The 25,993-nt window shown below is 76.0% G+C and carries 26 protein-coding genes; 15 read left to right on the top strand and 11 right to left on the bottom strand.

From position 1 onward, the window contains the following. Nucleotides 1-9: 9 nt before the first annotated feature. The 4 genes from ACI782_RS02700 (at nt 10) to ACI782_RS02685 (ending at nt 3,015) form a co-directional block, all read left to right on the top strand. A complete protein-coding gene (locus ACI782_RS02700) occupies nt 10-1,248 on the top strand; it encodes a magnesium transporter MgtE N-terminal domain-containing protein (protein ID WP_456905799.1) in 1,239 nt (412 codons plus the stop codon). After that, nucleotides 1,241-1,786 (top strand): DUF1003 domain-containing protein, encoded by a 546-nt coding sequence (locus ACI782_RS02695; RefSeq protein WP_456905797.1) that lies wholly within the window; start codon nt 1,241-1,243, stop codon nt 1,784-1,786. The genes ACI782_RS02700 and ACI782_RS02695 overlap by 8 nt, the downstream gene beginning before the upstream one ends. 60 nt (nt 1,787-1,846) lie before the next feature. Further along, nucleotides 1,847-2,380 (top strand): Clp protease N-terminal domain-containing protein, encoded by a 534-nt coding sequence (locus ACI782_RS02690; protein ID WP_456905795.1) that lies wholly within the window; start codon nt 1,847-1,849, stop codon nt 2,378-2,380. A 146-nt stretch (nt 2,381-2,526) separates the two neighbouring features. Continuing rightward, nucleotides 2,527-3,015, top strand: a complete 489-nt coding sequence (locus ACI782_RS02685) for a methylated-DNA--[protein]-cysteine S-methyltransferase (RefSeq protein WP_456905793.1) — start codon at nt 2,527-2,529, stop codon at nt 3,013-3,015. A 9-nt stretch (nt 3,016-3,024) separates the two neighbouring features. Here ACI782_RS02685 and ACI782_RS02680 read toward each other — a convergent pair whose 3' ends face one another. Both ACI782_RS02680 and ACI782_RS02675 read right to left on the bottom strand, forming a co-directional pair. Beyond that, nucleotides 3,025-3,342: an AzlD domain-containing protein gene (locus tag ACI782_RS02680; protein ID WP_456905791.1), complete on the bottom strand. Its 318-nt coding sequence runs from the start codon at nt 3,340-3,342 to the stop codon at nt 3,025-3,027. Next, on the bottom strand, nt 3,339-4,034 hold the full coding sequence (locus ACI782_RS02675) for an AzlC family ABC transporter permease (protein WP_456905790.1): 696 nt from the start codon (nt 4,032-4,034) through the stop codon (nt 3,339-3,341). The genes ACI782_RS02680 and ACI782_RS02675 overlap by 4 nt, the downstream gene beginning before the upstream one ends. A 198-nt stretch (nt 4,035-4,232) precedes the next feature. Between ACI782_RS02675 and ACI782_RS02670 the strand changes: the two genes are divergently transcribed. Further along, entirely contained in the window at nt 4,233-5,384 is a 1,152-nt protein-coding gene (locus ACI782_RS02670; protein ID WP_456905788.1) for an Mrp/NBP35 family ATP-binding protein, read from the top strand. Between the two features lie 204 nt (nt 5,385-5,588). Here the strand turns inward: ACI782_RS02670 and ACI782_RS02665 are convergent, their stop codons facing one another. The 4 genes from ACI782_RS02665 to sigE form a co-directional block, all read right to left on the bottom strand. Beyond that, on the bottom strand, nt 5,589-5,978 hold the full coding sequence (locus ACI782_RS02665) for a twin-arginine translocase TatA/TatE family subunit (protein WP_456905786.1): 390 nt from the start codon (nt 5,976-5,978) through the stop codon (nt 5,589-5,591). Between the two features lie 97 nt (nt 5,979-6,075). Beyond that, nucleotides 6,076-7,515 (bottom strand): S1C family serine protease, encoded by a 1,440-nt coding sequence (locus tag ACI782_RS02660; protein ID WP_456905784.1) that lies wholly within the window; start codon nt 7,513-7,515, stop codon nt 6,076-6,078. Nucleotides 7,516-7,700: 185 nt separating this feature from the next. Next, nucleotides 7,701-8,279 carry an anti-sigma factor gene (locus ACI782_RS02655; protein WP_456905782.1) on the bottom strand — a complete coding sequence of 193 codons (579 nt, stop codon included), beginning with the start codon at nt 8,277-8,279 and terminating at the stop codon, nt 7,701-7,703. Next, nucleotides 8,276-8,878, bottom strand: coding sequence for an RNA polymerase sigma factor SigE (sigE, locus tag ACI782_RS02650; RefSeq protein ID WP_456905780.1), 603 nt, complete (start codon nt 8,876-8,878; stop codon nt 8,276-8,278). Before sigE ends, ACI782_RS02655 begins: the two co-directional genes overlap by 4 nt. A 252-nt stretch (nt 8,879-9,130) precedes the next feature. Between sigE and ACI782_RS02645 the strand changes: the two genes are divergently transcribed. Then, the gene (locus ACI782_RS02645; RefSeq protein WP_456905778.1) at nt 9,131-9,781 is read left to right on the top strand and encodes an O-methyltransferase; all 651 of its coding nucleotides are present in this window, start codon (nt 9,131-9,133) and stop codon (nt 9,779-9,781) included. 62 nt (nt 9,782-9,843) lie between these two features. On the opposite strand, the gene ACI782_RS02640 is transcribed toward ACI782_RS02645, so the two are convergent. Both ACI782_RS02640 and glgC read right to left on the bottom strand, forming a co-directional pair. After that, nucleotides 9,844-10,341, bottom strand: coding sequence for a 2'-5' RNA ligase family protein (locus tag ACI782_RS02640; RefSeq protein WP_456905776.1), 498 nt, complete (start codon nt 10,339-10,341; stop codon nt 9,844-9,846). A 12-nt stretch (nt 10,342-10,353) separates the two neighbouring features. Next, a complete protein-coding gene (gene glgC, locus ACI782_RS02635; RefSeq protein WP_456905774.1) occupies nt 10,354-11,574 on the bottom strand; it encodes a glucose-1-phosphate adenylyltransferase in 1,221 nt (406 codons plus the stop codon). Nucleotides 11,575-11,648: 74 nt separating this feature from the next. Here glgC and glgA point away from each other — a divergent pair, with 74 nt between their 5' ends. The 9 genes from glgA to lepB all read left to right on the top strand — a co-directional run bounded on the left by glgA (nt 11,649) and on the right by lepB (nt 20,999). After that, entirely contained in the window at nt 11,649-12,821 is a 1,173-nt protein-coding gene (glgA, locus tag ACI782_RS02630) for a glycogen synthase (RefSeq protein ID WP_456905772.1), read from the top strand. A 221-nt stretch (nt 12,822-13,042) separates the two neighbouring features. Then, entirely contained in the window at nt 13,043-13,984 is a 942-nt protein-coding gene (locus ACI782_RS02625; RefSeq protein WP_456905771.1) for an ABC transporter substrate-binding protein, read from the top strand. Nucleotides 13,985-13,996: 12 nt separating this feature from the next. Next, nucleotides 13,997-15,076, top strand: coding sequence for a FecCD family ABC transporter permease (locus tag ACI782_RS02620; RefSeq protein ID WP_456905769.1), 1,080 nt, complete (start codon nt 13,997-13,999; stop codon nt 15,074-15,076). Further along, the gene (locus ACI782_RS02615) at nt 15,073-16,701 is read left to right on the top strand and encodes an ABC transporter ATP-binding protein (RefSeq protein WP_456905767.1); all 1,629 of its coding nucleotides are present in this window, start codon (nt 15,073-15,075) and stop codon (nt 16,699-16,701) included. The genes ACI782_RS02620 and ACI782_RS02615 overlap by 4 nt, the downstream gene beginning before the upstream one ends. Nucleotides 16,702-16,908: 207 nt before the next feature. Then, a complete protein-coding gene (locus ACI782_RS02610; RefSeq protein WP_456905765.1) occupies nt 16,909-17,322 on the top strand; it encodes a response regulator in 414 nt (137 codons plus the stop codon). 200 nt (nt 17,323-17,522) lie between these two features. Further along, on the top strand, nt 17,523-18,209 hold the full coding sequence (locus ACI782_RS02605; RefSeq protein WP_456905763.1) for a response regulator transcription factor: 687 nt from the start codon (nt 17,523-17,525) through the stop codon (nt 18,207-18,209). Beyond that, complete coding sequence (locus tag ACI782_RS02600) at nt 18,199-19,557, top strand: sensor histidine kinase (RefSeq protein ID WP_456905761.1); 1,359 nt, start codon at nt 18,199-18,201, stop codon at nt 19,555-19,557. The genes ACI782_RS02605 and ACI782_RS02600 overlap by 11 nt, the downstream gene beginning before the upstream one ends. 198 nt (nt 19,558-19,755) lie before the next feature. After that, nucleotides 19,756-20,412 (top strand): hypothetical protein, encoded by a 657-nt coding sequence (locus tag ACI782_RS02595; RefSeq protein ID WP_456905759.1) that lies wholly within the window; start codon nt 19,756-19,758, stop codon nt 20,410-20,412. Further along, the gene (lepB, locus tag ACI782_RS02590; RefSeq protein ID WP_456905757.1) at nt 20,409-20,999 is read left to right on the top strand and encodes a signal peptidase I; all 591 of its coding nucleotides are present in this window, start codon (nt 20,409-20,411) and stop codon (nt 20,997-20,999) included. Before ACI782_RS02595 ends, lepB begins: the two co-directional genes overlap by 4 nt. 149 nt (nt 21,000-21,148) lie before the next feature. Here lepB and ACI782_RS02585 read toward each other — a convergent pair whose 3' ends face one another. From ACI782_RS02585 to ACI782_RS02575, 3 genes are read right to left on the bottom strand one after another with little or no spacing between them, the layout of a single operon-like run. After that, complete coding sequence (locus tag ACI782_RS02585) at nt 21,149-22,660, bottom strand: hypothetical protein (RefSeq protein WP_456905755.1); 1,512 nt, start codon at nt 22,658-22,660, stop codon at nt 21,149-21,151. Next, nucleotides 22,657-24,183, bottom strand: a complete 1,527-nt coding sequence (locus tag ACI782_RS02580; protein WP_456905753.1) for an SCO6880 family protein — start codon at nt 24,181-24,183, stop codon at nt 22,657-22,659. The genes ACI782_RS02585 and ACI782_RS02580 overlap by 4 nt, the downstream gene beginning before the upstream one ends. Further along, nucleotides 24,180-25,556, bottom strand: coding sequence for a hypothetical protein (locus ACI782_RS02575; RefSeq protein WP_456905751.1), 1,377 nt, complete (start codon nt 25,554-25,556; stop codon nt 24,180-24,182). Before ACI782_RS02575 ends, ACI782_RS02580 begins: the two co-directional genes overlap by 4 nt. Between the last annotated feature and the right edge of the window lie 437 nt (nt 25,557-25,993).

Below are 25,993 nucleotides of genomic sequence, written 5' to 3'. Positions count from 1 at the left end.
GGAGGTTCGGTGACGACGGCGACCAGGGCGTACGTCTCCCGGCTCGCCGGGATGCCCGTGTTCGACCCCAACGGCGACCGCGTCGGCAAGGTCCGGGACGTCGTCGTGGCGCTGCGCGTCGGGACCGCACCGCCCCGCGTCCTCGGCCTGGTCGTCGAGGTCGTCGCCCGCCGCCGGATCTTCGTGCCGATGGGCCGGGTGACCGCCCTCGACCCGGGCGCGATCGTGCTCGGGTCGGGCACGCTGAACCTCAAGCGGTTCGAGCAGCGGCGCGGCGAGACCCTCGTCCTCGGCGAGCTGCTCGACCGGCGGGTGCAGATCACCGATTCCGGCCGGCCCGCGCACGTCGTCGACGCCGGCATGGAGCAGACCCGCACCGCCGACTGGGTGCTCTCCAAGCTCGCCGTCCAGGAACCGGGCCGGCTCGGCCGCCGGGGGCAGCTGCACCAGCTCAACTGGGACGAGGTGACGGGGCTGGCCCTGCCCGAGACCGGCCAGGGGGCCGAGACGCTGATCGCGACCTACCGCGAGCTCAACGCCGCCGACCTCGCCCACGCCCTGCAGGACCTGCCGATCAAACGGCGGCACGAGGTCGCCGAGGCGCTGGACGACGAGCGGCTGGCCGACGTCCTCGGCGAGCTGCCGGAGGCCGACCAGATCACCATCCTGAGCACCCTCGACGAGGGGCGGGCCGCCGACGTCCTGGAGGTCATGGACCCCGACGACGCCGCCGACCTGCTGGCCGAGCTGTCCAACGTCGACCGCAACCGGCTGCTCGAGCTCATGGAGCCCGACGAGGCCGAGCCGGTGCGCCAGCTGCTGCAGTACTCCGAGGACACCGCCGGCGGGATCATGACCAGCGAGCCGGTGATCCTGACCCCCGACGCCACGATCGCCGAGGCCCTGGCACGGGTCCGGGACCCGGAGCTGACCCCCGCGCTGGCCAGCCAGGTCTACGTCTGCCGGCCGCCGTCGGCCACGCCCACCGGCCGCTACCTGGGGCTGGCGCACATCCAGCGGCTGCTGCGCGAGCCGCCGTCCACGCTGGTGAGCGGGGTGCTCGACGACATGGAGCCGCTGCGCCCGGAGGCGCCGCTGGCCGAGCTGACCCGCTACTTCGCGACCTACAACCTGGTCGCCGCGCCGGTCGTCGACCCGCAGGGCCGGCTGGTCGGCGCGGTCAGCGTGGACGACGTCCTCGACCACCTGCTGCCCGACGACTGGCGCGAGCGGTCCCGCCGTGGCTGAGGGGCGCCGGCTCGACGTCCCGCGCGGCGCGCGCGGCTTCGGCGGCTTCCTCCGGCTGGACCCCGATGCGGTCGGCCGCTTCGCCGAGGCCATCGCCCGGTTCCTGGGCACCGGGCGGTTCCTCGCCGTCCAGACGGTGGTCGTGGCCGTCTGGATCACGCTCAACGTCTTCGCGGTCCGGCTGCAGTGGGACCCGTACCCGTTCATCCTGCTCAACCTGGCCTTCTCCACCCAGGCCGCGTACGCCGCGCCGCTGATCCTGCTGGCCCAGAACCGGCAGGCCGACCGCGACCGGGTGCAGGCCGAGGAGGACCGTGCGCGGGCGGCGACCACCCGCGCCGACACCGAGTACCTCGCCCGGGAACTGGCCGCGCTGCGCGTCGCCATCGGCGAGCTCGCCACCCGGGACTTCATCCGCAGCGAGCTCAACCGGCTGGCCGAGGACAGCGGCGAGGACGCGGAGAAGCGCGAGAAGAAGGCGAAGAAGAAGCGCGACGCCACGGCTCGCGACCCCATGGCCCGCGATGCCATGGGCTGAGCCGTCATCAGCAGCTGTTGACGACCCCACGTCCATCGACACAGGTTGATGACCGTGGCGGTGCCCGAGTCGCTCCCGTCGCCGGACGACCCCGCGGCGGCCCTGGCCGCCGTCGTCGCCCTGCGCCGGCTGGCGACCCGGCTGGAGGCCGACGCCGTGACCGAGGCGATCTCCCAGGGCTGGACGTGGGCCCAGGTCCCGGAGCACCTGCTGCTGGCCGCCACGGCGCTGCCCGACGGCACCGCGACCCGCGCGCTGGCCCGCGCCGGCGGAACGCCCGAGGCGCTGCGCGAGGCCGTCGCCGCGGGGCACGCCGCCGCGATTGCCGGGGTGGGCATCGGCGCGCAGCACCAGGGAGCAGAGGCGCTGCGGGCTCCGGTGACGGGTCCGCTGCGGTCGACGCCCCAGGCCCAGCAGGTCTTCCAGCAGGCCGTCGCGCTGGCCAAGGCCGGCCGCTCGCCGCTGCGCGGGGCGCACGTGGTGGCGGCCGCCTGCGCGCTGGAGCGCGGGACCGCCGTCCGGGCCCTGACCGCGCTCGGCGTCGACCGGGAGGCCCTGCGGGCAGCGGCCCGCGCCGAGCTCGGACTCAGCTGAGCAGCCCCGCCAGGACGTCGAGGCCCCGGCCGGCCACGCGACGGGCGCCAACAGGGCCAACGCCCACAGCCGGGTGCGCCCGGCCGGCCCGCGCCGGGGACCCGCCGGGAGCCGGTTCCGTCGTCCCTCTGCGGCACGATCGACCCGTGACGCGCACGCACACCGTCGCCGGGTCGCCGATCGGCCCGCTGACGCCGGTGGCCGAGGACGGCGCGCTGGTCGCGCTGTACATGGACCTGCCCGGCCGCGATCCCGACGCGGCCGCGGTCGGAGAGCGGGACGACGCGGCGTTCGCCGACGTCGTCCACCAGCTCGACGAGTACTTCAGCGGCGAGCGGACCGCGTTCGACCTCCCGCTGCGCCCCTCCGGCAACGACCTGCAGCTGGCCGTCTGGCGGCTCATGGCGGAGATCCCTTACGGCGAGACCCGCTCGTACGGCTCCCTCGCCCGCCAGCTCGGCGACCGGACCCTCGCCCAGGCGGTGGGCACGGCCTGCGGGCGCAACCCGCTGCCGGTCGTCGTCCCGTGCCACCGGGTCATCGGCGCCGACGGGAGCCTCGTCGGCTTCGGCGGCGGGCTGCCCCGCAAGCGCTTCCTGCTCGACCTCGAGCAGCGCGGCCAGCGGCTGTTCTGATCCGCCGGGTCAGCCGGTGAGGACGTGGACCAGCGCACCCGCGCCCCCCGCCAGCACGAGGACGACGATGAACGGAGCGCGCAGGGCCAGGGCGAGCGCGGCCACCGCGAGACCGGCCAGCCGCCCGTCGACCACGATCCGGCCGTCGCTGGTCAGCGCCTGGACGGCGACCAGCGCGGCCAGCAACGCCGCGGGCACGAAGTCGACGATGCGGGCCACCCAGGGCTGCTCCACCCAGGCCGCGGGCACCGACAGCCCGGCCAGCTTCAGCAGGTAGCAGCCCAGCGAGCCGGCCAGCACGGTGACCCACAACGCGGTCCCCGTCACGTCCCCTCCTCCGCGGCGACCCGCGGCCGGCCGGCCAGGGCGACCGCCACCACGGCGGCGATCACCTGCACGCCCGCGGGGACGAACGGGGTCAGCGCCAGGGCGACCACCGCGCCGCCCACGGCCACCCGCCGCTGCACCGCCGCCTCCGGGAAGGAGCGCTGCAGCCGCGGCCACAGCAGGGCCAGGAAGGCGGCCGGGACGACGGCGTCCAGCGCGGCCAGCGCCGCACCGCTGAGCGCCGCCGCCCCGAGCGAGCCGACGACCGTCGTGAGGTTCCAGACCACGAAGATCGTGCCGCCGCCGGCGAGGAAGGCCAGCCGGGAGAGCGGGCGGTCCGGTGCGGCGATCGCCAGCGCCGTCGTCTCGTCGATGACCCAGTGCGCGGTGGCGGCTCGCCGGAACACCCCGCGGGGGCGCAGCAACGGCACCAGCCGGACGCCGTAGACCGTGTTGCGGGTCCCCAGCAGCAGCGCGCTCCCGACGGCGGCGGCCGCGCCACCCCCGGCACCGAGGACGCCGACCAGCGCGAACTGCGAGGCGCCGGTGAACATCACCAGCGACATGGTCATCGCCTGCCAGAGGTCCAGCCCCGCGGTGTCGGCGGCCGCGCCGAAGGCGACCCCGTAGAGGCCCACCGCCAGCCCGAGGCCGACCGCGTCGCGCAGGGTCGCGGAGCGGGCGGCGGACACGACCTCGACCCTAGGACGTGCCTCCGACGCGACCGGCCGGGGCGTGCGGTGCGCCCGCTCGGGTGCGTACCGGATCACCTCCGCGCGGGCGGGCAGGGCCACCGGGCCGCCGTACAGTGGCAGGAGACCCGTGTGCGCAGGTCGCCGCCCTCGGCGGGCCGGCCCGGGTCCCCCCGTCGAAGGAGACAGACGAACACCATGTCCGACCAGCTGACCGGCACGCCGGCCCTCGACGCCGTCACCGCCGCTCTGGCCACCGTCCAGGACCCGGAGATCAACCGTCCGCTCACCGACCTGGGCATGGTCAAGGACGTGCAGATCGACGCCGACGGCACCGTCCGCGTCGAGGTCTACCTGACCGTCTCCGGCTGCCCGATGCGCGAGACCATCACCAACCGGGTCACCGAGGCCGTGTCCGCCGTCCCCGGTGTCACCTCGGTCCGGGTCGGGCTCGACGTCATGAACGACGAGCAGCGCGCCGAGCTGCGCCGCACCGTCCGCGGGACCGACGCCGCCGACCCGGTCATCCCGTTCGCCCAGCCCGGCTCGCTCACCCGCGTGTACGCCGTCGCCTCCGGCAAGGGCGGGGTCGGCAAGTCCAGCGTCACGGTCAACCTGGCTGCGGCCCTGGCCAAGCGCGGGCTGTCGGTCGGCGTCGTGGACGCCGACATCTACGGCCACTCGGTGCCGCGGATGCTGGGGGTCGACGACAAGCCGACCCAGGTCGACAACATGATCATGCCGCCGCAGGCCTACGGCGTGAAGGTCATCTCGATCGGGATGTTCACGCCCGGCAACACCCCCGTGGTGTGGCGCGGGCCGATGCTGCACCGTGCGCTGCAGCAGTTCCTCGCCGACGTGTGGTGGGGCGACCTCGACGTCCTGCTGCTGGACCTGCCGCCCGGCACCGGTGACGTCGCGATCTCCATCGCCCAGCTGCTGCCCAACGCCGAGATCCTCGTCGTGACGACGCCGCAACTGGCCGCCGCCGAGGTGGCCGAGCGGGCCGGTGCGATCGCCACCCAGACGCACCAGCAGGTCGTCGGCGTCATCGAGAACATGTCCTGGCTGGACCTGCCCGACGGCTCCCGCATGGAGGTCTTCGGCTCCGGTGGCGGCGAGACGGTGTCCGAGGCGCTGACCCGCACCCTGGGCGCCCGCGTCCCGCTGCTCGGCCAGATCCCGCTGGACACGAGGGTCCGGGAGGCCGGCGACGCCGGCGCGCCGGTCGTGCTCGCCGACCCGGAGTCCGCCGCGGCGCGGGCGCTGGCCGCGATCGCCGACGGCCTGGCCACCCGTCAGCGCGGGCTGTCCGGCATGTCGCTGGGGCTCACCCCGGTCCGCCGCTGACCCGAGCGCCGCAGAGGCCCGATCCCCTTCGAGGGGGTCGGGCCTCCGTGTCGTCTGTCGCCCTCCCGGGCGATACCGCGGCCACGTGCCGTTCCCGACGTGCGACGAGCACCGCCCGTCGCTCCTCGGGGGAGCCTGCGGCCCCCGCTCGGCGCGACACAGACCCGTGATGCCTCGGGGGAGCCTCCGGCCCCCCGCTCGGCATCACGTCGCGTCGGGGTCGAACGGTGCCGGGGTCGCCGCGTCGCGGGTTCGGACGGCGTTGCGCGCGGACACCGCTCCCCCGGTCTCGGCCAGGCCCGCCGATCCGGTCGCGCTGCCCCGGCGGGCGGTCGGCCCGTCGTCGTCGGCGAGCAACTGGTTCCGGATGAAGGTCTTCGGGTGGTACTGGCGCAGGTCGAGGTCGCGCAGCTTGGCGAGGTCGTCGCCCAGCGACTCGTCGACCTGGGCGCGGACGCCGGTGATCGCCTCGCGCACCTTCTTCAGCCCGGAGGCGGCGTCCTTGGCGAGGTCGGGCAGCCGCTCCGGCCCGAAGATGAACAGCGCGGCCAGCGCGAGGACGACGATCTCGCCCCAGCCGATCGAGTCGAACACGCACCGCTCCCGTCTCCTGCGGCCCCGGACCGCCGCGGCCTCCCAGGGTAGGCGGGACCGGCCCCCGGGTCAGCGCCCCGATCCGGGGGGATGTCGGTCAGGCCGAGCCGAGCGTCGCCTCGACCGTCGTCGACGACCCGCCGCGCACCAGCTCGATGGTGACCGTCTGACCCGGGTCGTGGGCGTCGATGGCGACGACGAGCTCCTCGGAGCTGCCCACGGGCTGGTCCTCGACGGCGATGATCACGTCCTGCTCGCGGATGCCGGCGGTCGCCGCGGCGCTGCTCGGCTCCACGTTGACCACGAGCGCGCCGTCCCGCGTGCCGTCGGTGACCGACCGCGCGTTCACGCCGAGCGAGGCGTGGACCGCCTCCCCGGTGTTGATCAGCTGCTCGGCGATGTCCCGGACGGTGTCGATCGGGATGGCGAAGCCCAGCCCGACGCTGCCGCCGCCGAGCGAGGCGATGGCGGTGTTGATCCCGATGACCTCACCGGACCCGTTGACCAGCGCCCCGCCGGAGTTGCCGGGGTTGATCGGGGCGTCGGTCTGGACCGCGCTGATCACCGCGTTGGTGTCGCTGCCCTCGCCCGACAGCCGCACTGGGCGGTCCAGGGCGCTCACGATCCCGCTGGTCACGGTGCTGGCCAGGCCCAGCGGCGAGCCGATCGCCACGACCGGGTCACCGACGACGACCGACTCCGAGGTGCCCAGCGCCGCGGTGATGAGGCCGGGCTTCTCGACCTTGAGGACGGCGATGTCGCTGGCCGGGTCACGGCCGACGATGCGGGCCGCGGACCCGCTGCCGTCGGAGAACACCGCGCGGATCTCCGCGCCCTCGACGCCGTCGGCGCCGGAGATGACGTGGTTGTTCGTGACGATGTAGCCGTTCTCGCCGTCGATGACCACGCCCGACCCGGTGGCGCCGGCCTCCCCGAGGCGCACCTCCACCGACACGACCGTGGGCGTCACCCGCTCGGCGATGTCGGAGACCGAGCCCGGTTCGCGGGAGATGCCCTCGTCGGTCTCGTTGAGCTGGGTGCCCGGCGCGAGCAGCGGCGTCTCGTCGGCCGTGCGGGTCAGCAGGTAGCCGGCGGCGCCGCCGACGGCCCCGACCAGCAGCACGGCGAGCAGGACGAGGACCGACAGCCGGATCGACAGGTCCCGCAGCCGCAGCTTCTTGCGCCCCCGGCCGTCGACGACGAGCGGGCCCTCCTGCTCGGCCTCCTCCTCGAACACGGCCGGGCCGGTGAGGGCGGCCGGCGCGTGCGGGTCGCGCCAGGGATCGGAGCGGGCGTCGGGTTTCCACCACGGCCCGGCGGAGGTGCGCCGGCGGCCCGGGCGACCGCCGGGCGGCTCCTCCAGCCCACGGCGGCCCGGGCCGGGCGGGGCGAAGGCGCGCAGCACGGCCTCGGGCGGCGGCGGGGGCACCGGACGCGGCGGCGGCGGAGGCCGGTCGCCGGCGAAGCTCCCGGGGACGGCGGCGGGACGCCCGAAGGCGGCCTGCTGGGTGGGATCGGGGGCCGCGGGCCGGACCACCGCCGGGCGGGTACGGGCAGGCGGCGGGTCGAAGGGGCCGACGCCCGCCCGCGGCCGGGCGAAGGCCTCGTCGGGCAGCGGGGCGCCCGCCTCCGCGGAGCCGGCAGCCGGAGGCCGCGACTCGTCCGGGGTCTGCGGGTTCTCGGGCAGCGGGTCCTCCCCGGACGGCGAGTCGGTACGGGTGTTCAGGGCGTCCCGCCCGGGGTGCCGGTCGCGGCCCTGCTCACGGTGAAGGCCCGCACCACCGGCGGCACGATCTCGGTGCGCTCCTCGGCGGAGGGACCGGCGACCGACGCCGGCGGCCGGGCGTCCCGCGCGGTGCCCCCCGTGGGCAGGTTGAGCGCCAGCGCCGTCACGCCGAGGCCGAGACCGGCGAGGGCACCGGCGACGCCGCGCCGCAGCCAGCGGGCCTGGCCCGGACGCTCGGGCGGGGCCGGCGTCGGGTCCAGCGGAACGGCCCACGACCCGGCGGCCCCCCGGATGGTCAGCTCGTCCGGACCCGCGCTGAGCGCTCCCATGCCCCCTCCGGGCACGTCCGCGGTGAACGGGATGGCCCGCAGCCGGGAGAGCAGGTCACCGGGGACGGCGACGTCGGAGGAGTCGTGCAGCGCCTCCTTGGCCTCCCGCTGGGCCTGCACCGCCATGCGGCACTCGGCGCAGCCGGCGAGGTGGCGTGCGGCCCGCGCGGCCGGGCCGCCACCGAGCTCACCGTCCACCAGCGCGGTGATCGCCTCCTGCGCCAGGTGGCTCTCCGGGATGTTCACCCCGCGCTCCCCTCCGCGACGACCGGCCGGCGCGGAGCCAGGTGGGCCAGTGCCTCGCGCAGCTGGACGCGGCCGCGGTGGATGCGGCTGCGCACCGTGCCGAGCTTGATGCCCAGGGTCGCCGCGATCTCCTCGTAGGTCAGCCCCTCGATGTCGCACAGGACGACGGCCACCCGGAACTCCGGCGACAACGCGTCCAGCGCCGCCTGCACCTGCGGGTCGAGGTGGGTGTCGGCGTAGACCTGCTCGGGGCTGGGCGCGGTGCCCGGCAGCCGCTCGGTGTCCTCCGGCAACGCGTCGAACCGGATCCGCTGCCGGCGCCGCACCATGTCGAGGAACAGGTTCGTGGTGATCCGGTGCAGCCAGCCCTCGAAGGTGCCCGGCGAGAAGTCCGCCAGCGAGCGGAACACCCGGACGAACGTCTCCTGGGTGAGGTCCTCGGCGTCCTGCGCGTTGCCCGAGAGCCGGTAGGCCAGCCGGTACACCCGGGCGGAGTGGTCGCGCACGACCTGCTCCCACGTGGGCGCCACCCAGGCCTCGGTGCCGGCGACGGGCACGTCCGGGCCCGGGACCGGCGAGGTGGGGACGGCGTCGCTCACGGTCCCAGGATCGCAGACGGACGCCGACCCCGACCCCCTGATGTCGGTGGGTCGGTCGGGCACGGCTCGCTCGGGAGGCACGACCTGTCCAACGGACCGGCGATTCCCCCGTGTTCCCGTTCACAGCCGGCTCACAGCTGCGCCGGTCGCGGGCGGCTGTGGCGGGCCGGACCACTACCCTCGGCCGGTGATGAGCGCTGCGACGACGACGGGTGGACCCCGGCGGGAGCGCACAGGCTCAGGAGTCCGACCGTGAGCGCCGAGGGACCGCGGGCGGGCCGGGACGGCGCCGCGTACGCCGACCGCTTCGCGTCCGAGACCCCCGCCCTGGCTGCGGCGCGGGCCCGGGCCGACCGCCTCGGCGGCCCCCCGCCGGTGGAGCCCGCCGTCGGCGCCACGCTGGCCGTCCTGGCCGCGAGCGGCGGCGCCCGAGCGGTCGTCTCCATCGGCAGCGGCGGCGGGGTCGTGGGGCTCTGGCTCCTCGAGGGCATGCGCTCCGACGGCCTGCTCACCGCCCTCGACGGCGACCCCGAGCAACTGCGCGCCGCGCGCCGGGCGTTCGCCGAGGCCGGGCACCCCGCCGGCCGCACCCGGATGATCTTCGGCACCCCGGCCGAGGTCCTGCCCCGGCTCTCCCCGGGCGCCTACGACATGGTGGTCTGCGCCGGGGCGCCGACCGAGTACGCCCCGCACCTCGACGCGCTGCTCGACCTGGTGCGGATCGGCGGCACGGTCGCCTGCCACGGCCTGCTGGAGGGCGGCCGGATCGCCGACCGCAGCGCCCGCGACGAGCAGACGGTCACCTGGCGGGAGCTGTCCCGCAGCATCCGCGAGCACGAGGACCTGACCTCCGCCGTCCTGCCGATCGGGGCGGGTCTGCTGGTGGCGAGCAAGCGCCGGTAGCGCGGTCAGCCGAACGGGTACTCGGCCACCGGCTCCCACGGCCCGCCGCGGTAGCGCCACAGTCACAGGCCGCGCGCCGGTACCGGCTCAGGGGTGGACTGCACGGCCAGCCGGTCGCGCAGCGCCCGGGCCACCGGGGGCTCGATCTTGTTCTGCACGGTGACGTGCGGGGCGAACCGCTGCCGGTCCTGCCGGGTCAGCCACGGCTCCCAGGCCGCGACGAGCCGGTCGCGCAGTGCGTCGAGCTCCGCCGACTCCAGGGTGTAGGCCACGCCGCGGCCGAGCAGCCGCAGGCCGGTCACCGCGATCGCGAACGGCGGCCGGGTGGCCGCGGCGGCCAGGCCGGCGGCGACGGTGTCCACCCGCTCGCCGGGCAGGGCGTGGAAGAGCGTGACGTGCGCGGCCAGGTGGTTGCGCTCCGGCGGGAAGTGCGCCGCACGCAGCCGGTCGAACCGCTCCTGGGCCGCGCGCCCCAGCAGCAGGGTCACGACCAGTGGTGACGTGCTGGAGCGGCCCTCGTGCAGGGCCCCGGCCCGAGCGGAGCGAGGGTCGGGGGGCACGAGGGTCCTTCTTCAGACGTGGGCGCGCGCGCCCTTCCCCAGGACCGTCACCCCACCGGCGCTGACGTGGTAGCGCTCGCGGTCGGCCGCCAGGTCCACGCCGATCCGCGCCCAGTCCGGGACGACGACGTTCTTGTCGAGGATGGCCCGCCGGACGTAGGCGCCCTCCCCGACGACCACGCCGTCCATGAGCACGCTGTCCTCCACCCGCGCGCCGCGTTCCACGCGCACCCCGGGCGAGACGACCGAACTGTGCACCGAGCCGCCGCCGATGATCGCGCCGGCGCTGACCATCGACTCCTCCGCGCGGCCGCCGAGCACGAACTTCGCCGGAGGCTGCTGCGGGGGCAGGGTCAGGATCGGCCAGCGGTCGTTGTAGAGGTTGAACACCGGGGTGACCGACACGAGGTCCATGTGGGCGTCGAAGTAGGAGTCGAGCGTCCCGACGTCCCGCCAGTAGCCGTGGTCCCGCTCGGTGGCCCCCGGGACGATGTTGGTGGAGAAGTCGTAGACGTACGCGTCCCCCGCTTCGGCGAGCATCGGCATGATCGAGCCGCCCATGTCGTGCGCGGAGGTCTCGTCCTCGGCGTCCGTGCGCAGGGCCTCCAGCAGCGCGTCCGTGGTGAACACGTAGTTCCCCATGGACGCGAAGCTCTCGTCCGGCGAGTCGGGCAGCCCGGGCGGGTCGGCCGGCTTCTCCAGGAAGCCGCGCACCTTGCCCGCGGCGTCGGCGTCGATGACGCCGAACCCGGTGGCCTCGTGCCGGGGCACCCGCAGGCCGGCGATGGTCACCCCGGCACCGGTCTGCACGTGCTGGTCGATCATCTGCGCGGGGTCCATGCGGTAGACGTGGTCGGCCCCGAAGACGACGACGATGTCAGGGCGGGCGTCGTAGATCAGGTTGAGGCTCTGGAAGATCGCGTCCGCGCTGCCGGTGTACCAGCGCGGCCCGAGCCGCTGCTGCGCCGGTACCGGGGTGATGTAGTTCCCCAGCATCTGCGACAGCCGCCAGGTCGTCGTGATGTGCCGGTCGAGGCTGTGGCTCTTGTACTGGGTGAGGACGGCGATCTGCCGGATGTCGGCGTTCACCAGGTTGGACAGCACGAAGTCGATGAGGCGGTAGTTGCCCCCGAACGGGACCGCCGGCTTGGCCCGGTCCTGTGTCAGTGGGGCGAGTCGCTTGCCCTCACCACCCGCCAGGACGATGCCGAGAACCCGAGGACCGCCGCGCATGTGACGCAACGTAGCCGCTGAGCGGGGCCTTCGCCGCCCCGCGCTGCGCGACTGTGCCCCCTAGGGTGAAGCCCGTGCGCATCGGGATGGTGACGAGGGAGTGGCCGCCGGACGTGTACGGGGGTGCGGGGGTGCACGTCGAGCACCTCGCCGCGGCCCTGCGCTCCCTGCCGGCGGGCCCGGAGATCGACGTCCACTGCTTCGGCGGCCCCCGGCCGGACGCCACCGGCCACCCGGTCCCGGAGGGGCTGAGGGCGGCCAACGGCGCGCTGCAGGCCCTCGGCGTCGACGTGGAGGTCGCCGGGGCGCTGGCCGACGCCGACCTGGTGCACTCCCACACCTGGTACGCCAACGCCGCCGGCCTGTTCGCCGGCCTGGTGCACGGCACGCCGCACGTGGTGACCGCCCACTCGCTGGAGCCGCGCCGGCCGTGGAAGGCCGACCAGCTCGGCGGCGGCTACCGGCTCTCCTCGTGGGTGGAGCGCACCGCGTACCTCGCCGCCGACGCGGTGATCGCCGTCAGCGCGGGCATGAAGGCCGACGTCCTCAGCGTGTACCCCGAGCTCGACCCGGCCCGCGTGCACGTCGTCGGCAACGGGGTGGACGCGGAGGCCTACAAGCCGGTGGACGACCCCGACGTCGTCCGCTCGCTGGGCGTGGACCCGGACCGGCCGTACGCCCTCTTCGTCGGCCGGATCACCCGCCAGAAGGGCGTCATGCACCTGCTGAGGGCGGCCGAGCAGCTGCCCCCGGAGGCCGGCCTGGTGCTGTGCGCGGGCGCCGCCGACACCCCGGCCGAGCGTCAGCAGGTGGCCGACGCGGTGGCCGAGCTGCAGGCCCGCCGCGACGGCGTCGTCTGGATCGAGGCGATGCTGCCCCGTGAGCAGCTGGTGCCGCTGATCACCGGCGCGACGGTGTTCGTCGTCCCCTCGGTCTACGAGCCGCTCGGCATCGTGAACCTCGAGGCGGCTGCCTGCGGCACCGCCGTCGTCGCCAGCGCCGTGGGCGGCATCCCGGAGGTGGTCGACGACGGCCGCACCGGCCTGCTGGTCCCCTTCGACCCCGACGACCCGGCGGCCTTCGAAGCCGGCCTCGCCGCGCGCATCGCCGAGCTGCTCGCCGACGGGGAGCGGGCGGCCCGCATGGGGGCCGCCGGCCGGGAGCGGGTGCTGGCGGAGTTCGGCTGGCCGGCGATCGCGCAGCAGACGGTCGGGGTCTACTCCGCCGTCCTCGGCGCACGGGGCTGAAGGACCGCCGCTGGTACCGTTCTCCCGGCCGGCGGCTCGCCGGCGGCGCTCGCGCAGCGAAGACCGGTGGGAACCCGGCGCTGTCCCGCAACTGTGATGGTCTCTCCGGCCTGAGCCAGATCGCCTGCCCCGCGTCGTGTACCGACCCTCGCGGCAGGGGGCGCGCATCGGGCGTCGGTCGCCCGTGGGCGGCGCCGGCCGCCTCCCGAGAGGCTCCGCGCTTGTCCCGCACCACCCGCAGGCGCTCCCCCGCCGCGCTGCTCCTCCCGCTCCTGCTGACGCTCTCGGCCTGCGCCGGGTCCGACGACCCGGGCGGAGAGGCCGCGGACCCGGCGGCGGCCTCCGGCGGCGCGTTCCCGGTCACCGTCACCGGCGACGACGGCGACCTCACGCTCGAGGCGCAGCCCGAGACGATCGTGTCGATGTCGGCCACCGCCACCGAGGTGCTCTTCGCCATCGGCGCCGGCGAGGAGGTCGCCGCCGTCGACAGCACGTCGGACTTCCCGGCCGAGGCGCCCACCACCGACCTGTCGGCGTTCACCCCGAACGCCGAGGCCATCGCCGCGTACGCGCCGGACCTCGTGGTCCTCAGCGACGACATGAACGGCATCGTCGACGCCCTGGACGCGCTGGAGGTGCCGACCCTGCTCCTGGGCGCGGTCGACTCGCTCGAGGACAGCTACGCCCAGATCGAGACGCTCGGCGCGGCGACCGGCCACGCCGAGGAGGCGGCCGACGTGGTCGCCGACGTGCAGGACCGCGTCACCGCCGCCGCCCACTCCGTCCCGGCCGAGTCGCGGGGCCTGCGCGTGTACCACGAGCTGGACCCGAGCTACTACTCCGCGACCAGCGAGACGTTCATCGGCAGCGTCTACGCCCTCTTCGGCCTGGAGAACGTCGCCGACGAGGCGGCCGACACCGCCGGCGGCTACCCGCAGCTGTCCGCCGAGTACGTCGTGGGCCAGGCGCCGGACCTCGTCGTCCTCGCCGACACGGTGTGCTGCGCCCAGGACGCCGCCACGCTGGCCCAGCGGCCCGCGTTCGACACGGTGCCCGCCGTCCGGCAGGGCCGGGTCCTGGCGGCCGACGACGCCGTGGCCTCCCGCTGGGGACCGCGCGTGGCCGACTTCGCCGAGTCCGTCGCCGCCGTCCTGCGGGGCTGAGCGGACGCCGCGATGACGGTCCCCGCGGACGCCCGGACCGCACCCCCGCCCTCCCGGCCCCGCCGCCGGACGGCGTGGGTGCTGGCCGGGGCCGCGGCGGCGCTCGTGCTGGCACTGCTCGCCGGCGTGTGGGTCGGCGCGCTGCCGCTGCCGCCGGGCGCGGTGGTCGCGACGCTCGCCGACCGGGCGCTCGCACCCCTGGGCGTCGACGTGCCGGGCGGCCTGGACGGCGCCGGCGCGGCGGTGCTGCTCCAGCTGCGGTTGCCGCGGGTGGTGCTCGCCGCCCTCGTCGGCGCCGGGCTGGCCGTCTCCGGCGCCGCCTACCAGGCGGTGTTCCGCAACCCGCTGGCCGACCCGTACCTGCTGGGCGCGGCCGCCGGTGCGGGGCTGGGAGCCACCCTGGTCATCGCCTACGCGCCGGGCACGTCGCTCGGCCCGGTCGGCGTCGTCCCGCTCGCCGCGTTCGCCGGTGCCCTGGCCGGCGTCGGCGCGGCGCTGCTGCTCGGCACCGCCGCCGGCGGGTCGCACAGCGCCACCCTGCTGCTCGCCGGGGTCGCCGTCGCCTCGTTCCTGGCCGCCGCGCAGACGCTGGTGCAGCAGCAGAACACCGACGACCTGCGCGAGGTGTACGGCTGGCTGCTCGGCCAGCTGGGCCGCGCGCAGTGGCCCGACGTCGCGCTGGTGCTGCCCTACCTGGGGGTGGCCGGCGCGGTCCTGCTGCTGTGCGGGCGGGCACTGGACGTGCTCGCCGTCGGGGACGACGAGGCCCGCTCCCTCGGCGTCCACCCCGGGCGGGTGCGGCTGCTGGTGGTCGTCGCGGCGTCGCTGGCGACCGCCTCCGCCGTGGCGGTCAGCGGGCTCATCGGGTTCGTGGGCCTCGTCGTCCCGCACATCACCCGGCGGCTGGTCGGCGGGTCCAACGCCCGCGTCCTGCCGGCCGCCCTCCTCGTCGGCGGCGCCTTCCTCGTGCTGGCCGACCTGGTCGCGCGGGTCGTCCTCGCCCCGGCCGAGCTGCCGATCGGCGTGGTGACGGCGTTCGTCGGTGCCCCGTTCTTCGCCGGGCTGCTGTGGGCGGGGGCGCGGCGGCGGTGACCCGCGGCGCCCGGGTGGAGGTGGTGGGGCTCTCGGCCGCGTTCGGCCGCACGCGGGTCCTCGCCGACGTACGGCTCGGCGTGCGGCCCGGCGGGTGGACCGCGGTCATCGGCCCCAACGGCGTGGGGAAGTCCACGCTGCTGCGCTCGGTGCTGGGCGCCCACCCGCACGACGGGGAGGTCCGCATCGACGGCGTCCCGACGACCGGGATGCCGCGCCGGGAGCTCGCCCGCCACGTCGCCTACGCCCCGCAGCGGCCGGTCGTGCCCGAGGGCGTGACGACCGCCGACTACGTGACCCTAGGGCGGACGCCGCACCGGCCGCTGCTGGCCGCACCGCGGGCCGGCGACCGGCAGGTCGTGGCCGACGTGATGGCGCGGCTGGAGCTCACCCACCTCGCCGGCCGGCCGCTGTCGACGCTCTCCGGCGGGGAGCAGCAGCGGGCGGTGCTGGCGCGGGCCCTGGCCCAGCAGCCGCGCGTGCTGCTGCTGGACGAGCCGACCGCGGCGCTCGACCTCGGCCACGCCCAGCAGGTGCTCGACCTGGTCGACCGGCTGCGCCGCCAGGACGGGCTGACCGTGCTGAGCACCCTGCACGACCTGAGCCTCGCCGGTCAGTACGCCGACCGGCTGGCCCTGCTGTCCGCCGGCCGGCTGGTGGCCGAGGGGCCGCCGGCCGAGGTCCTGACCGCCGAGGCGCTGGCCGGCCACTACGGGGCGCGGGCACGGGTGGTGCCCGGCCCGCACGGCCCCGCCGTCCTGCCCCTGCGGGCGCCCGACGGCGCGGAGGGTCGACCGCCGTCCCGGTCGGCCGTGCCGGAACGGATCGAGTCGTTCCGGTTCCGATGGGTGCGGCGGCCGGGGATGGCGCATGATCGGCCCGTGTCGATCGCCGAGCGCTTCCACGCCGCGGTGGACGACGTCTCCGACGGCGTGCTCGCCGGCCCGGAGCTGCTCCCCGTGCGGCTGTCCCGGGCGTCGGCCCGGATCCTGGGTGTCGACGGCGCGGGCCTGAGCGTCCTCGACACCGCCGGGCGGCGGATCCCGCTGGGGGCCAGCTCGGAGGAGGCCGCGCTGGCCGAGCGGCTGCAGTTCACCGCCGGCAGCGGGCCGTGCGAGACCGCGCAGCTGCACCGCGAACCCGTCTTCGCGGCGTCCTCCGACCTGCTCCGCCGTTGGCCGACCTTCGCCGGCCTGCTGACCGAGCACACGCGGTACCGCGCGGTCGTGGCCCTCCCCCTCGGGGAGACCCTCGCCGGCAAGGGGGCCCTCGACCTGTTCTTCAGCGACGAGACGTCGGTCCCCGAGCTCGACGTCTTCGAGGCCATGGCCGTCGGCGACCTGGTGTCCTCCGCACTGGGTGAGGCCGCCGTCTGGTCGCCGTGGTCCCCGCGGGGCGGCCCGGCCTGGCTGCACGGTCCGGCCGCGCGGCAGCGGGCGACGGTGTGGGAGGCGATCGGCCGGCTGAGCATGGTGCTGGACACCGACACCCCGACGGCCCTGGACCTGCTGCGGGCTGCGGCGTTCTCCGCCGGGCAGTCGGTGGACGACCTGGCAGCCGACCTGACCAGCGGGCGGATCGACCCCGAGGACCTGCGGCCGGCCGTGGACCCGCCCGGGACCTGAGATCCGGCCTCGTCACCGTCCGTCATGGCACGGTTGCGCCATCCCCCGCGTTTGGGGGGCGCGACACCCCGCCGTTCGGATGTGGCCGACGGGAGGACCCGTTGCGACACTGGGTCCGCACCGGCACAGCAGCCCTGGTCAGACCCCGGCAACGCCGCTGGGTACGGTGCGGATCGCCCACGCCGGTGCCCAGGGAGGAGGTGGCTCGTGATCAAGGTGCTGCTCGCCGACGACCACGCGTTCGTCCGCGACTCCCTCACCGAACTGCTCTCCGCCGCCGGCGACGTCACGGTGGTCGCGCAGTGCGAGGACGGGGAACAGGTGCTCGACGCCGCCCGGCGCACGCACCCCGACGTCGTGCTCCTCGACCTGGCGATGCCGCGGGTCACCGGGCTGCAGGCCGCCCGCGAACTGCTCGCCGAGCACCCGGAGACCCGGATCGTCGTCCTCACGGGGTCGTTCACGCCGGCCCTGGTCCAGGAGGCGCAGGAGATCGGCGTCGTCGGCTACCTGCTGAAGGACGACGACCCCGGCGCCCTGCCCGGTCACGTGCAGGCGGTCGCGGCCGGTGGTACGGCGTGGAGTGACGCGGCCGCGTCGGCGACCTCCCCGTACGGGTGAACCCAGCTCTGGGGGCCCCTGCGAGACGGTGCCGTCTCGATCACACTGTGTTCCGACTCGCTCGTCGGGCGTTGCGGATGGTCGGGACCTAAGTCCCACCACGGCATAAGACCCCTGGTCAAAAGGCGTACGACTCGGGTCCCATATCGGCGCTCCCCCACACCTGTGGGCAGGAGCACTCACCACCGACGGGGGTTCTCATGGCGCTCGCCCAGCTGGACCGGCAGACACGGATCGACCAGACCCGGGTCCTGGTCGTCGACGACCACAGGACGTTCGCCGAACTGCTGTCCGGAGCGCTGGCCGCCGCCGGCATGGACGCGATCGGGACGGCGAACTCCGCGGCCCAGGCCGTCGCGATGGCACAGGACCTCCAGCCCGACATCGTGGTGATGGACATCGAGATGCCCCGCCAGGACGGGCTGGCCGCCACCCGGCGCATCCGCGAGGTCGCCCCGCGAGCGGTCGTGGCCGTGGTGACCGCGCACCGGGACCCCGACTGGGTCGTCCGGGCCGCGCAGGCCGGCGCGTCGGCGTTCATCCCGAAGGACGGCTCGCTCGCCGAGATGATCGACGTCCTGTCCCGGGTGCAGGCCGGTCAGATGCTCGTCGCCCCCTCGACCTTCGCCGGCGGTCCGACGTCCGCTCCGCCGGCCTCCCCCGACCGCGGCACCCCGCCGCAGCTGACCCGCCGGGAGCAGGAGGTCCTCGACTGCCTCGGCCGCGGCATGCAGGTCAAGGCCATCGCCCGGGTGCTCGGCATCACCCTGGAGACCTGCCGCGGCTACGTGAAGTCCCTGCACGCCAAGCTCGGCGTCCGTTCCCAGCTCGAGGCGGTCGTCAAGGCCCAGCAGCTGGGCCTGCTCGGCTCCCTGAATGACCGCTGAGGTCTCCCGCTCCACGCCCGGCCGCTCCACCCGCGCCACCAGGTCCCGCCGCCGCGCCCGCTCCGGGGGCGCGGGTCCGCGGCGGGAGCTGGCGGCGTTCTGCGCCACCGCACTGCTGGTCCTGCTCGCGGTCTCCGCGGGCACCATCTGGCTCAGCGAGCGGATCGCGCGCGCCAACGCCCTGGCGGAGGCCGAGCGGTCCGCGGACCGGCTGGGCCAGCTCCTGATCGCGCCGGTGCTGGCCGACGCGCTGGCCGGTGTGGACGGCCGGTGGGAGGAGCTCGACCGGGACGTCCAGAACCGGATGAGCGACGGCTCCGTGACCCGCATGGTCGTCTGGCGGCCCACCGGCGAGATCGTCTACGCCAGCGAGCCGGGCCTGCAGGGCCGGGTCATCGGCCCCTCCGACGAGCTGCTCGCCGCCGTCGGCGGAGAGACCGTCTCCAGCGTCGACGAGGCCCCGGAGACCGCGCCGGAGGCCGAGGCCCTGCTCGAGGTGTACACGCCGCTGGAGGTGCGCGGCGAGAGGCTGGCCTTCGAGGCCTACTTCGCCTACGAGGGCATCGACCGGCAGGCCGCCCTCCTGCGCGGCGAGATCATCCCCATGGCGATCGGGGCCCTCGTCCTGCTGCAGGTGGTGCAGATCCCCATCGCCACCTCCCTGGCGCGCCGGGTGCGCCGCCAGGAGACCGAACGCGCCGCGCTGATGCAGCGCCACGTCGAGGCCTCCGAGCGCGAGCGCCGCGCGATCGCCGCCGACGTCCACGACGGGCCGGTGCAGGACCTCGCCGGCGTCAGTTACGCCCTGTCGGCCCTGCGCGGCAGCCTGCCCGAGGAGCGCCGGCCGACGGTGGACCGGCTGGTGGGCGCGGTCCGCCACGCCGTCCAGTCGCTGCGCCGGCTCATGGTCGACATCTACCCTCCCGACCTCAGCGGGCCCGGGCTGGGTGCGGCGATCTCCGACGTCGCCGAGCCGCTGCGCGCCGAGGGGGTGGAGGTCCTCATGGACGCCGCTCCCCTGCCGGAGATGACCCCGGACGCCACGGCGGTCCTCTACCGCACGGCCAAGGAGGCGCTGGCCAACGTCGCCAAGCACGCCAAGGCCCAGCACACGTGGATCACCCTCGAGGAGACCGAGCTGCACGGCGGACAGGCGGTGCGGCTGGAGATCGCCGACGACGGCGTGGGCTTCCCGGACGACGGCACCGACCGTCGTGAGGAGGGCCACCTCGGGCTGACGCTGCTGCGCGACCGGGTGGTCGACCTCGGCGGCACGGTCACCCTGGCGGAACGCCGGGGTGGCGGTGCGCTGCTCACCGCAGTCGTCCCCGTGGCTCACGGCGAGTGACGCACTACCGCCGCTGACCTGCGCATCCCCCCATTTGCGGGACCCCCTCATCCCCTGGGAACGGCTGTGGCGGACGGGACGGACGCGGGAGGGTCTCCCCACCGAACCCCGGTAGTGAGGAGCCCGCTCGATGGACACGCCCCGCCTCGTCCGCACGGCCTCGCCCGTGGGAACGGCCTCTGACCGGCGGGGCGCACGGTGACCGCCGTCGACACCGCCCCGGTCGCTCCCCGCTCCGCTCCGCCGCGCCGCCGGGCCCCCCGGTGGCAGCTGGTCGCGGCCGCGGCGACGGCGGCCGCAGGTGGGCTGCACGTGGCCGCTGCGGTGGACCACCTCGAGTCCGGCCAGCTCGCCGTCGGCTTCTTCCTCCTGACCGCGCTGGCGCAGGTCGGGCTGGCCGCCTGGCTGCTGCTGACCGCCTTCGCCGGGCGACGCCCCAGCCGCGAGCTGGTCGCCTTCGGGCTGCTGGGTACGGTCGGCCTGCTGGGGCTGTACCTGGTGGCGCACACCACGAACCTGCTCGACGCCTTCGCGGTGCACGACGTCGCGGCCGGCGGTCACGAGCACGACGTCGCCGGGCGGGACACCGTCGCGGTCGACCCCATCACCGGGGTGCGGTTCGCCGACGGGATGCCGATCGCCTCCGACGGGCCGGTCGCGATGGACGGCCCCGCGGCGCAGCCGACCAAGCACGGGCCCGAGGGTCTCGGGACGGCGACGGTCGCGGTCGAGCTGCTGGCCATGACCGCCCTCACCGCCCTGCTCCCGGCGTCCTGGCGGGGCCGCGCCACCAACGCGCTGCTCGCCCTGGGCGGACTCACCTGGGTGCTCTGGCTCACCGGCGTCCTCGGGTGAGCTCCACCCCCCGATCTGCCGCCGCGGTCACCGGTGACCCCCGCACCGGTGGCCGCGGCGGTGCCGTCCGGGAGCGGCTGCGGACCGCGGTCGTGTGGGCGACGGCCGGGCTGGCGCTGCTGTTCGTGGCGAGCCTGAGCGGTCTGCTCCCGGTGCAGGTCATGCGGGTCGACTCCGGCAGCATGCAGCCGACCATCTACCCCCGCGACCTCCTGGTCGTCTCGCACTGGCACGGCGAGGTGCACCGCGGGGACGTCGTGGCCGTGGAGCACCCGCTGGAGGACGGCCTGCTGGTGAAGCGGGTCGTCGGCGTGGGCGGTGACGAGGTCGGCATCGAGGACGGCGTCCTGGTGGTCGATGGCGTCCCGGTCTGCGAGCCGGCGATCGACCCGGCGCTGCTGGACGGCGTGTGGTTCGGGCCGGTTGCGGTGCCCGAGGGCTCGCTGTTCCTGCTCAGCGACAACCGCGACGGTGCGATCGACTCCCGCGCCTTCGGGCCGGTGCCGGAGGAGTCGCTCGTGGGGACCGTGAGCGGTCGCCTGTGGCCCTCCCCCGGCGGGCTCCCCTCGCCGTCCGAGGGCTGCTGAGGGAGCGCACCCAGGCGCGAGAGCTGCACACGGGCGGTCACCCCTGAGGGGTGACCGCCCGTGTGCAGGTCTGGTGGCGCAGGGGCGGCCCCCGGGCCCGGCCCAGGGCCCTCAGGCCCGGACCGGGCCCTCCGCCGCGGGAGGGGCCGTCAGGTCGCCGAGGCCGTCAGGTCGTCCGCGGAGCGGGACAGCTCGTGCCACAGCTTGTTGGTGTCGTTGAGCTGCCGCTCCACGCCGGTGAGCGTCACGTGCACCGGGATGCCGGGCCGGCCACCCACCTTGACCAGGAAGCGCCCCCGGCCGGGCGGCTCGGCCTCGGCGCCGGTGCCGGGGTTCCAGGCCGGCGGGTCCTGCCAGCCGACCAGGAGGTCCTGCTCGGCCCGGGTGAGCGGGACGGCGGAGGTGAGCATCGGCATCTCCGCCGACGGCAGCCCGCCGCAGATGACCATGCCCGCGCGCTCGACGAAGCCGCGGGCCTTCATCCGGTCCTCCTCGCTCGGGAGGGCCAGCAGATCGCTCATGGTGTGGCTGACCATCGCCATGCCGACGCCGCGCTGCCGGTTGAGCCGGGTGAGGGCGTCGACCCGGTCGACCATGCCGCGCCCGGCGCGCAGCGCCCGCCACAGCTCGTCGAGGACGACGAAGTGGTGCCGGCGCGGCTCGAGGCCGGCGTCGGCCAACGCGTGCGCCACGCTGATCGTCCCGAAGCCGGCCGACCAGCAGGCCAGCAGGACGGCCGCCTGCAGGTCGGTCTGCGCGTCGTCGATGCTCGACACGTCGAACACGACCGGGCGGTCGCGGCGCATCGGGGTCGTGGTCGGCTCGGCGAAGATGCGGCCGAGCCGCCCGCCGCCGGTCAAGCCGACCAGCGTGGCCTCGAGGTCCTCGGTGACGTCGTCGTAGCGGCTGCGGTCCCCGCGGTCGAGGGCGGCGGCGCGGACGTCCTCGGGGGCGGCGCGCAGCACCTCCAGCAGGTGGTGCAGCGTCGGGGCGCCGAGGCGGGCGGTGTCGTGGGTGTCGTCGAGGACGCGCAGCGCCCGGTCGAGGACGGTCTCCTCCCGGTCGGTGGGGGGCGTCCCGCGCATGACCGTGATCAGCGCGGAGACGATCGCCTGGCGGCGGCCGTGCGCGTCGGCCAGCACCTGCTCGCGGGCGTCGCCGGTCAGCCGGGCGGCGGCCGCCACCGCCTCGCCCGGGTCGAGGACGTTGAGGTGCCCGCGGCCCCGGCCCAGCCGGATGACCTGGCCGCCGATGGCCTCCACCAGGTCGACGTAGTCGGGCTTGAGGTCGCCCAGGACCATCGGGAGGACGCCGTAGCCGGCCAGCCCGAGGGCCATCCGGCGGACCACCGTGGACTTGCCCAGGCCCGGCTTGCCCAGCACGAACGCCGAGGGGTTGCTGATCAGGTTGGCCCGCTGGAACCAGCTGATCGGGTCGCAGCACAGCGTGGCGCCCGACAGCAGGTTGCGGCCCAGCGGCACGCCGGTCATCGGCGTCCCGGCGCCGACGGCGAACGGCCACAGCCCGCAGGCCTGCACCGTCGTCGCGCGCCACTCGTCGGGGGCCTGGACGTAGGTCGAGGCACCCCGGCCGCGCCCGGGCCAGCCGCGCGGCGCGGGCGCCGGGGCCGGCGCGGTCCGGTTCGTCGGCCGGTGCTTCACAGCGCCTCCCGGAACTCGCGGGGCACGGCGAGGTGCGCCGACGGGACGATGCCCAGGGGCAGGGCGGCGGCGAAGGCCGAGTCCTGCGAGCCGTAGACCGGGCGCAGCTGGGTGCGGGCGGTCGCCGAGAGGTTGTCGACCGCGGCCCGGGCGACGTCGAGCGCGGCCCGCGGGTCGTCGAGCAGGTCGGCGTCGGCCACGGTCGCCGTCACGAGCATCGCGAAGTCGACCAGGCCGGCGCCGCGGGCCTCCTCCTCGGCGGTGAGCGCCGCGGCCCGCTGTTCGAGCAGCACCCGGGCGGTGGGCCGGGCGGACGACGACGCGCGGAAGTCGGCGGTGCGCTTGTCCTGCTCGACGATCCGGGCGGCGCGGCCGGCGTCCAGCGGGCGGTAGAGCAGGGTGACCCGCTTGCGGTCGACGTCGGGGTGCGGCGCGATCAGGTCGGCCAGCACCGAGGAGAACACCTCGCCGCGCGGCGCCTCGGTCATCGACCAGGTCACCGACAGGGCGCCGTCGTGGCGATACCAGCCCCAGCCGGCCTGCGCGGCGGCCGGTCCGACGTCCGACCAGCGCAGCTCCGGGGTGCCACCGGCGGCGCGGGCCTCGTCGAGCGCCGCGGCCACCGACGGGTCGTAGGCGACCCGCACCGCCTCGCACAGCTCCTGGGCGGTGGCCGGGCGCACCGCGCCGGCCCCGGTGGCGTTCAGCCCGGCGATCAGCCCCGGTAGGCGGGTGCCGACGTCGCGGGCGACGTCCTCGTCGCCCCGCCGCCGTCCTCCGGACCGGCCGGCCATGGTGAAGGTCAGGGAGACGTAGGCGGTCACCGTGGCCGACCCGGCAGGGTAGGTGTCGACGACCTCGCGCAGCATCGCCAGCGCCACGTCGGGCGCCCGCGGGTCGAGGTGGGTGCCGACCTCGTGCCGCAGCCGGGTACCGGAGTCCGGCGCGGTCTCGATCGTCACCGCCGCCGCGACCAGGCCCGGCTCGTTGCCCAGGGCGCTGAGCCACGCACCCCAGTGGGCCACCCAGGTGTCCACCTGCTCGTCGTCGACCAGCGAGGCCCCGTCGGGCTCGGTGACCAGGACGACGGTGGCGTGCCGCGTGGCCGGGACGGTGACCAGCGCGAAGGGCCGGCCGTAGGAGTCCTCCCACTCCGAGAGGCGGGACGCCGCGGCCAGCCCGGGAAGGGAGAAGGTGCCCTCCGGCGTCCGGCCGAGCGGCCCGGAGCGGTAGAGGTGCGCCCCACCGCGCCGCGCCCGCGCCCAGCCGACGCGGGTGGACAGCCGCTGGACCCCCGACCGGTGGTGCCGGTCGCGGACCACCAGCAGCGCGAGCAGCAGGCCGAGGACGGCGCCGGCGACCACCGCCTCGAGGGTGCCGACGAGCAGCAGGGTGGCGATCACCCCGATGAGGCCGGCGAGCAGCAGGCCGGTGCCGAGGGCGCCGAGGCCGCCCAGCCCGGGGCTGGCCGGTCGGCGCCAGTTGCCGTAGGTGCGGGGCTGGAGGGGAGGCGCGACGGTCACGGCAGCGGGTCCTCAGCGTCGGATCGGGGCGTGGGGACGGGGCGGTGGTCGGAGGCGGCCCGAGGGAGGCCGGCGCGGAACGGCTCGGTCGCGGGCCCGGCCACCGGGACCGGCTCGGCGCCCGGGGCGCGGTCGAGGCCGGGGGTGCCGACGCCCAGCCGGGCGGCGGAGTGCCGGCCCCGCTCCAGCGGGGCGGCCCCGGCCCGGGGGCCACCGCCACGGCTCGAGGGGACCCGCACCGAGGCGGCGGCCGCTCCCCCGGCGGGCGACACGGTCACCGGCACGACGGCGCGGGCACCGGAGGGCAGCCCTGCGGACGCGGCCGCCCGCACCCGGTTGCCGCCGTCGGTCGCCGTCCGCACCACCGGCCGCAGCACCCGCAGCAGGGCCGGCAGGGCGGCGATCGCGAGAGCGAGGAAGGTGGTGCCGGTCAGGGCGGCGACCAGCGGCGCGTCCTCCGGCGTGGGCGCCAGCACCAGGCCGGTCGCGTAGACCAGCGCGGCGGCCGGCTGGTAGAGCGCGAAGGCGACCGTCCAGGTGAGCGTGCGGACGAAGACCGCCCGGCCGGTGTCGGTGTTCGTCGCCGACGCCGACAGCGGCAGCACGCCGGCCAGGACGACGAGGACCACCCCGCGGGCGACGAGCAGCACCATCTGGACGAGGGCGCCGAGCAGCGCCGCGGTGCCCAGCAGGATCACGAGGACGTCGTTCATGCCGTCGGTCTGCTGGAGCGCCAGCAGCTCGGCCAGCCCGGCCTCGACGTCCCCGGTCGCGCGTTGCAGCACCCAGACGGAGAACGCGTCCGCGGCGGTGACCAGCAGCGTGACGCCGGTGAGGCTCGCCCCACCGACGAGGACGAGGGTCAGCAGCCCCCGCAGCAGGTCGGCCACCGGCTGGCTGCGCCGCTGCCACACCATCCGCACCGCGGCGATGAGCACGGCCACGACCGCGACGGCCGCCGAGTACCAGGCCAGCGACCCGGCCAGCAGCGAGGCCGCGTCGGACGGCGTCGCGGTGCCGCCTGGACCGATCGAACCGATACCGGGGGACGGCGGGTCGGCCCACAGTCGCGCCACGGCGGCCAGCGCGTCGCCGGCCGCCTCGACGATCTCCCGCGCCAGGTCGCCCAAGACGTCTCCTCCTCCGCTCTCGTCCAGCACGCCGATCCCCGCGGCCGGGATGGCCGGGTCGAGGAAGGCGTCGCCCAGGGTCCCGGCGGCCGCGTCGGCGCCGCTCACGTCCGCACTACCGGTGATCGAGTCGCCCGGCTCGAGGGCGCCCAGGCCGCCGAGGTCCCGGGCGTCGGACACCAGGTCGAGCGGGATGCGGTCGACCTCCACCGCCTGCTGGTCGGCTCCCGACAGCACCGGCACGTCCGCCTCGTCCACGACGGCGGCCGGGATCCGGTCCTCCTCGACGGCCGTCTCCGGCGTCGTGGGCGGCGCCGGGGGCAGCGACTCCGCTCCCGTGGGTCCGGTCGGCGTGCCGGTCGGGTCCGTGGGCGTGCCGGTCGGGTCGGTCGGTGTGGTCGTCGGCCCGGACGGCGTCGTGGTCGGGTCCGTCGGCGTGGTCGTCGGGTCCGTGGGCGTGGTCGTCGGGTCCGTCGGCGTGGTCGTCGGCCCGGACGGCGTCGTGGTCGGGTCCGTCGGCGTGGTCGTCGGATCCGTGGGCGTGGTCGTCGGATCCGTGGGCGTGGTCGTCGGCCCGGACGGCGTCGTGGTGGGACCCGTCGGTGTGGTCGTCGGGTCTGTCGGCGTGCTCGGCCCGGACGGCGTCGTCGGCGGCGGGTCCGCGGGAGCCGTCGGCGGCG

This window comes from Geodermatophilus sp. SYSU D00703, assembly GCF_054050155.1.
The sequence above is the reverse complement of the archived record's forward strand: the minus strand, read 5'-3'. Positions and strand labels throughout refer to the sequence as shown.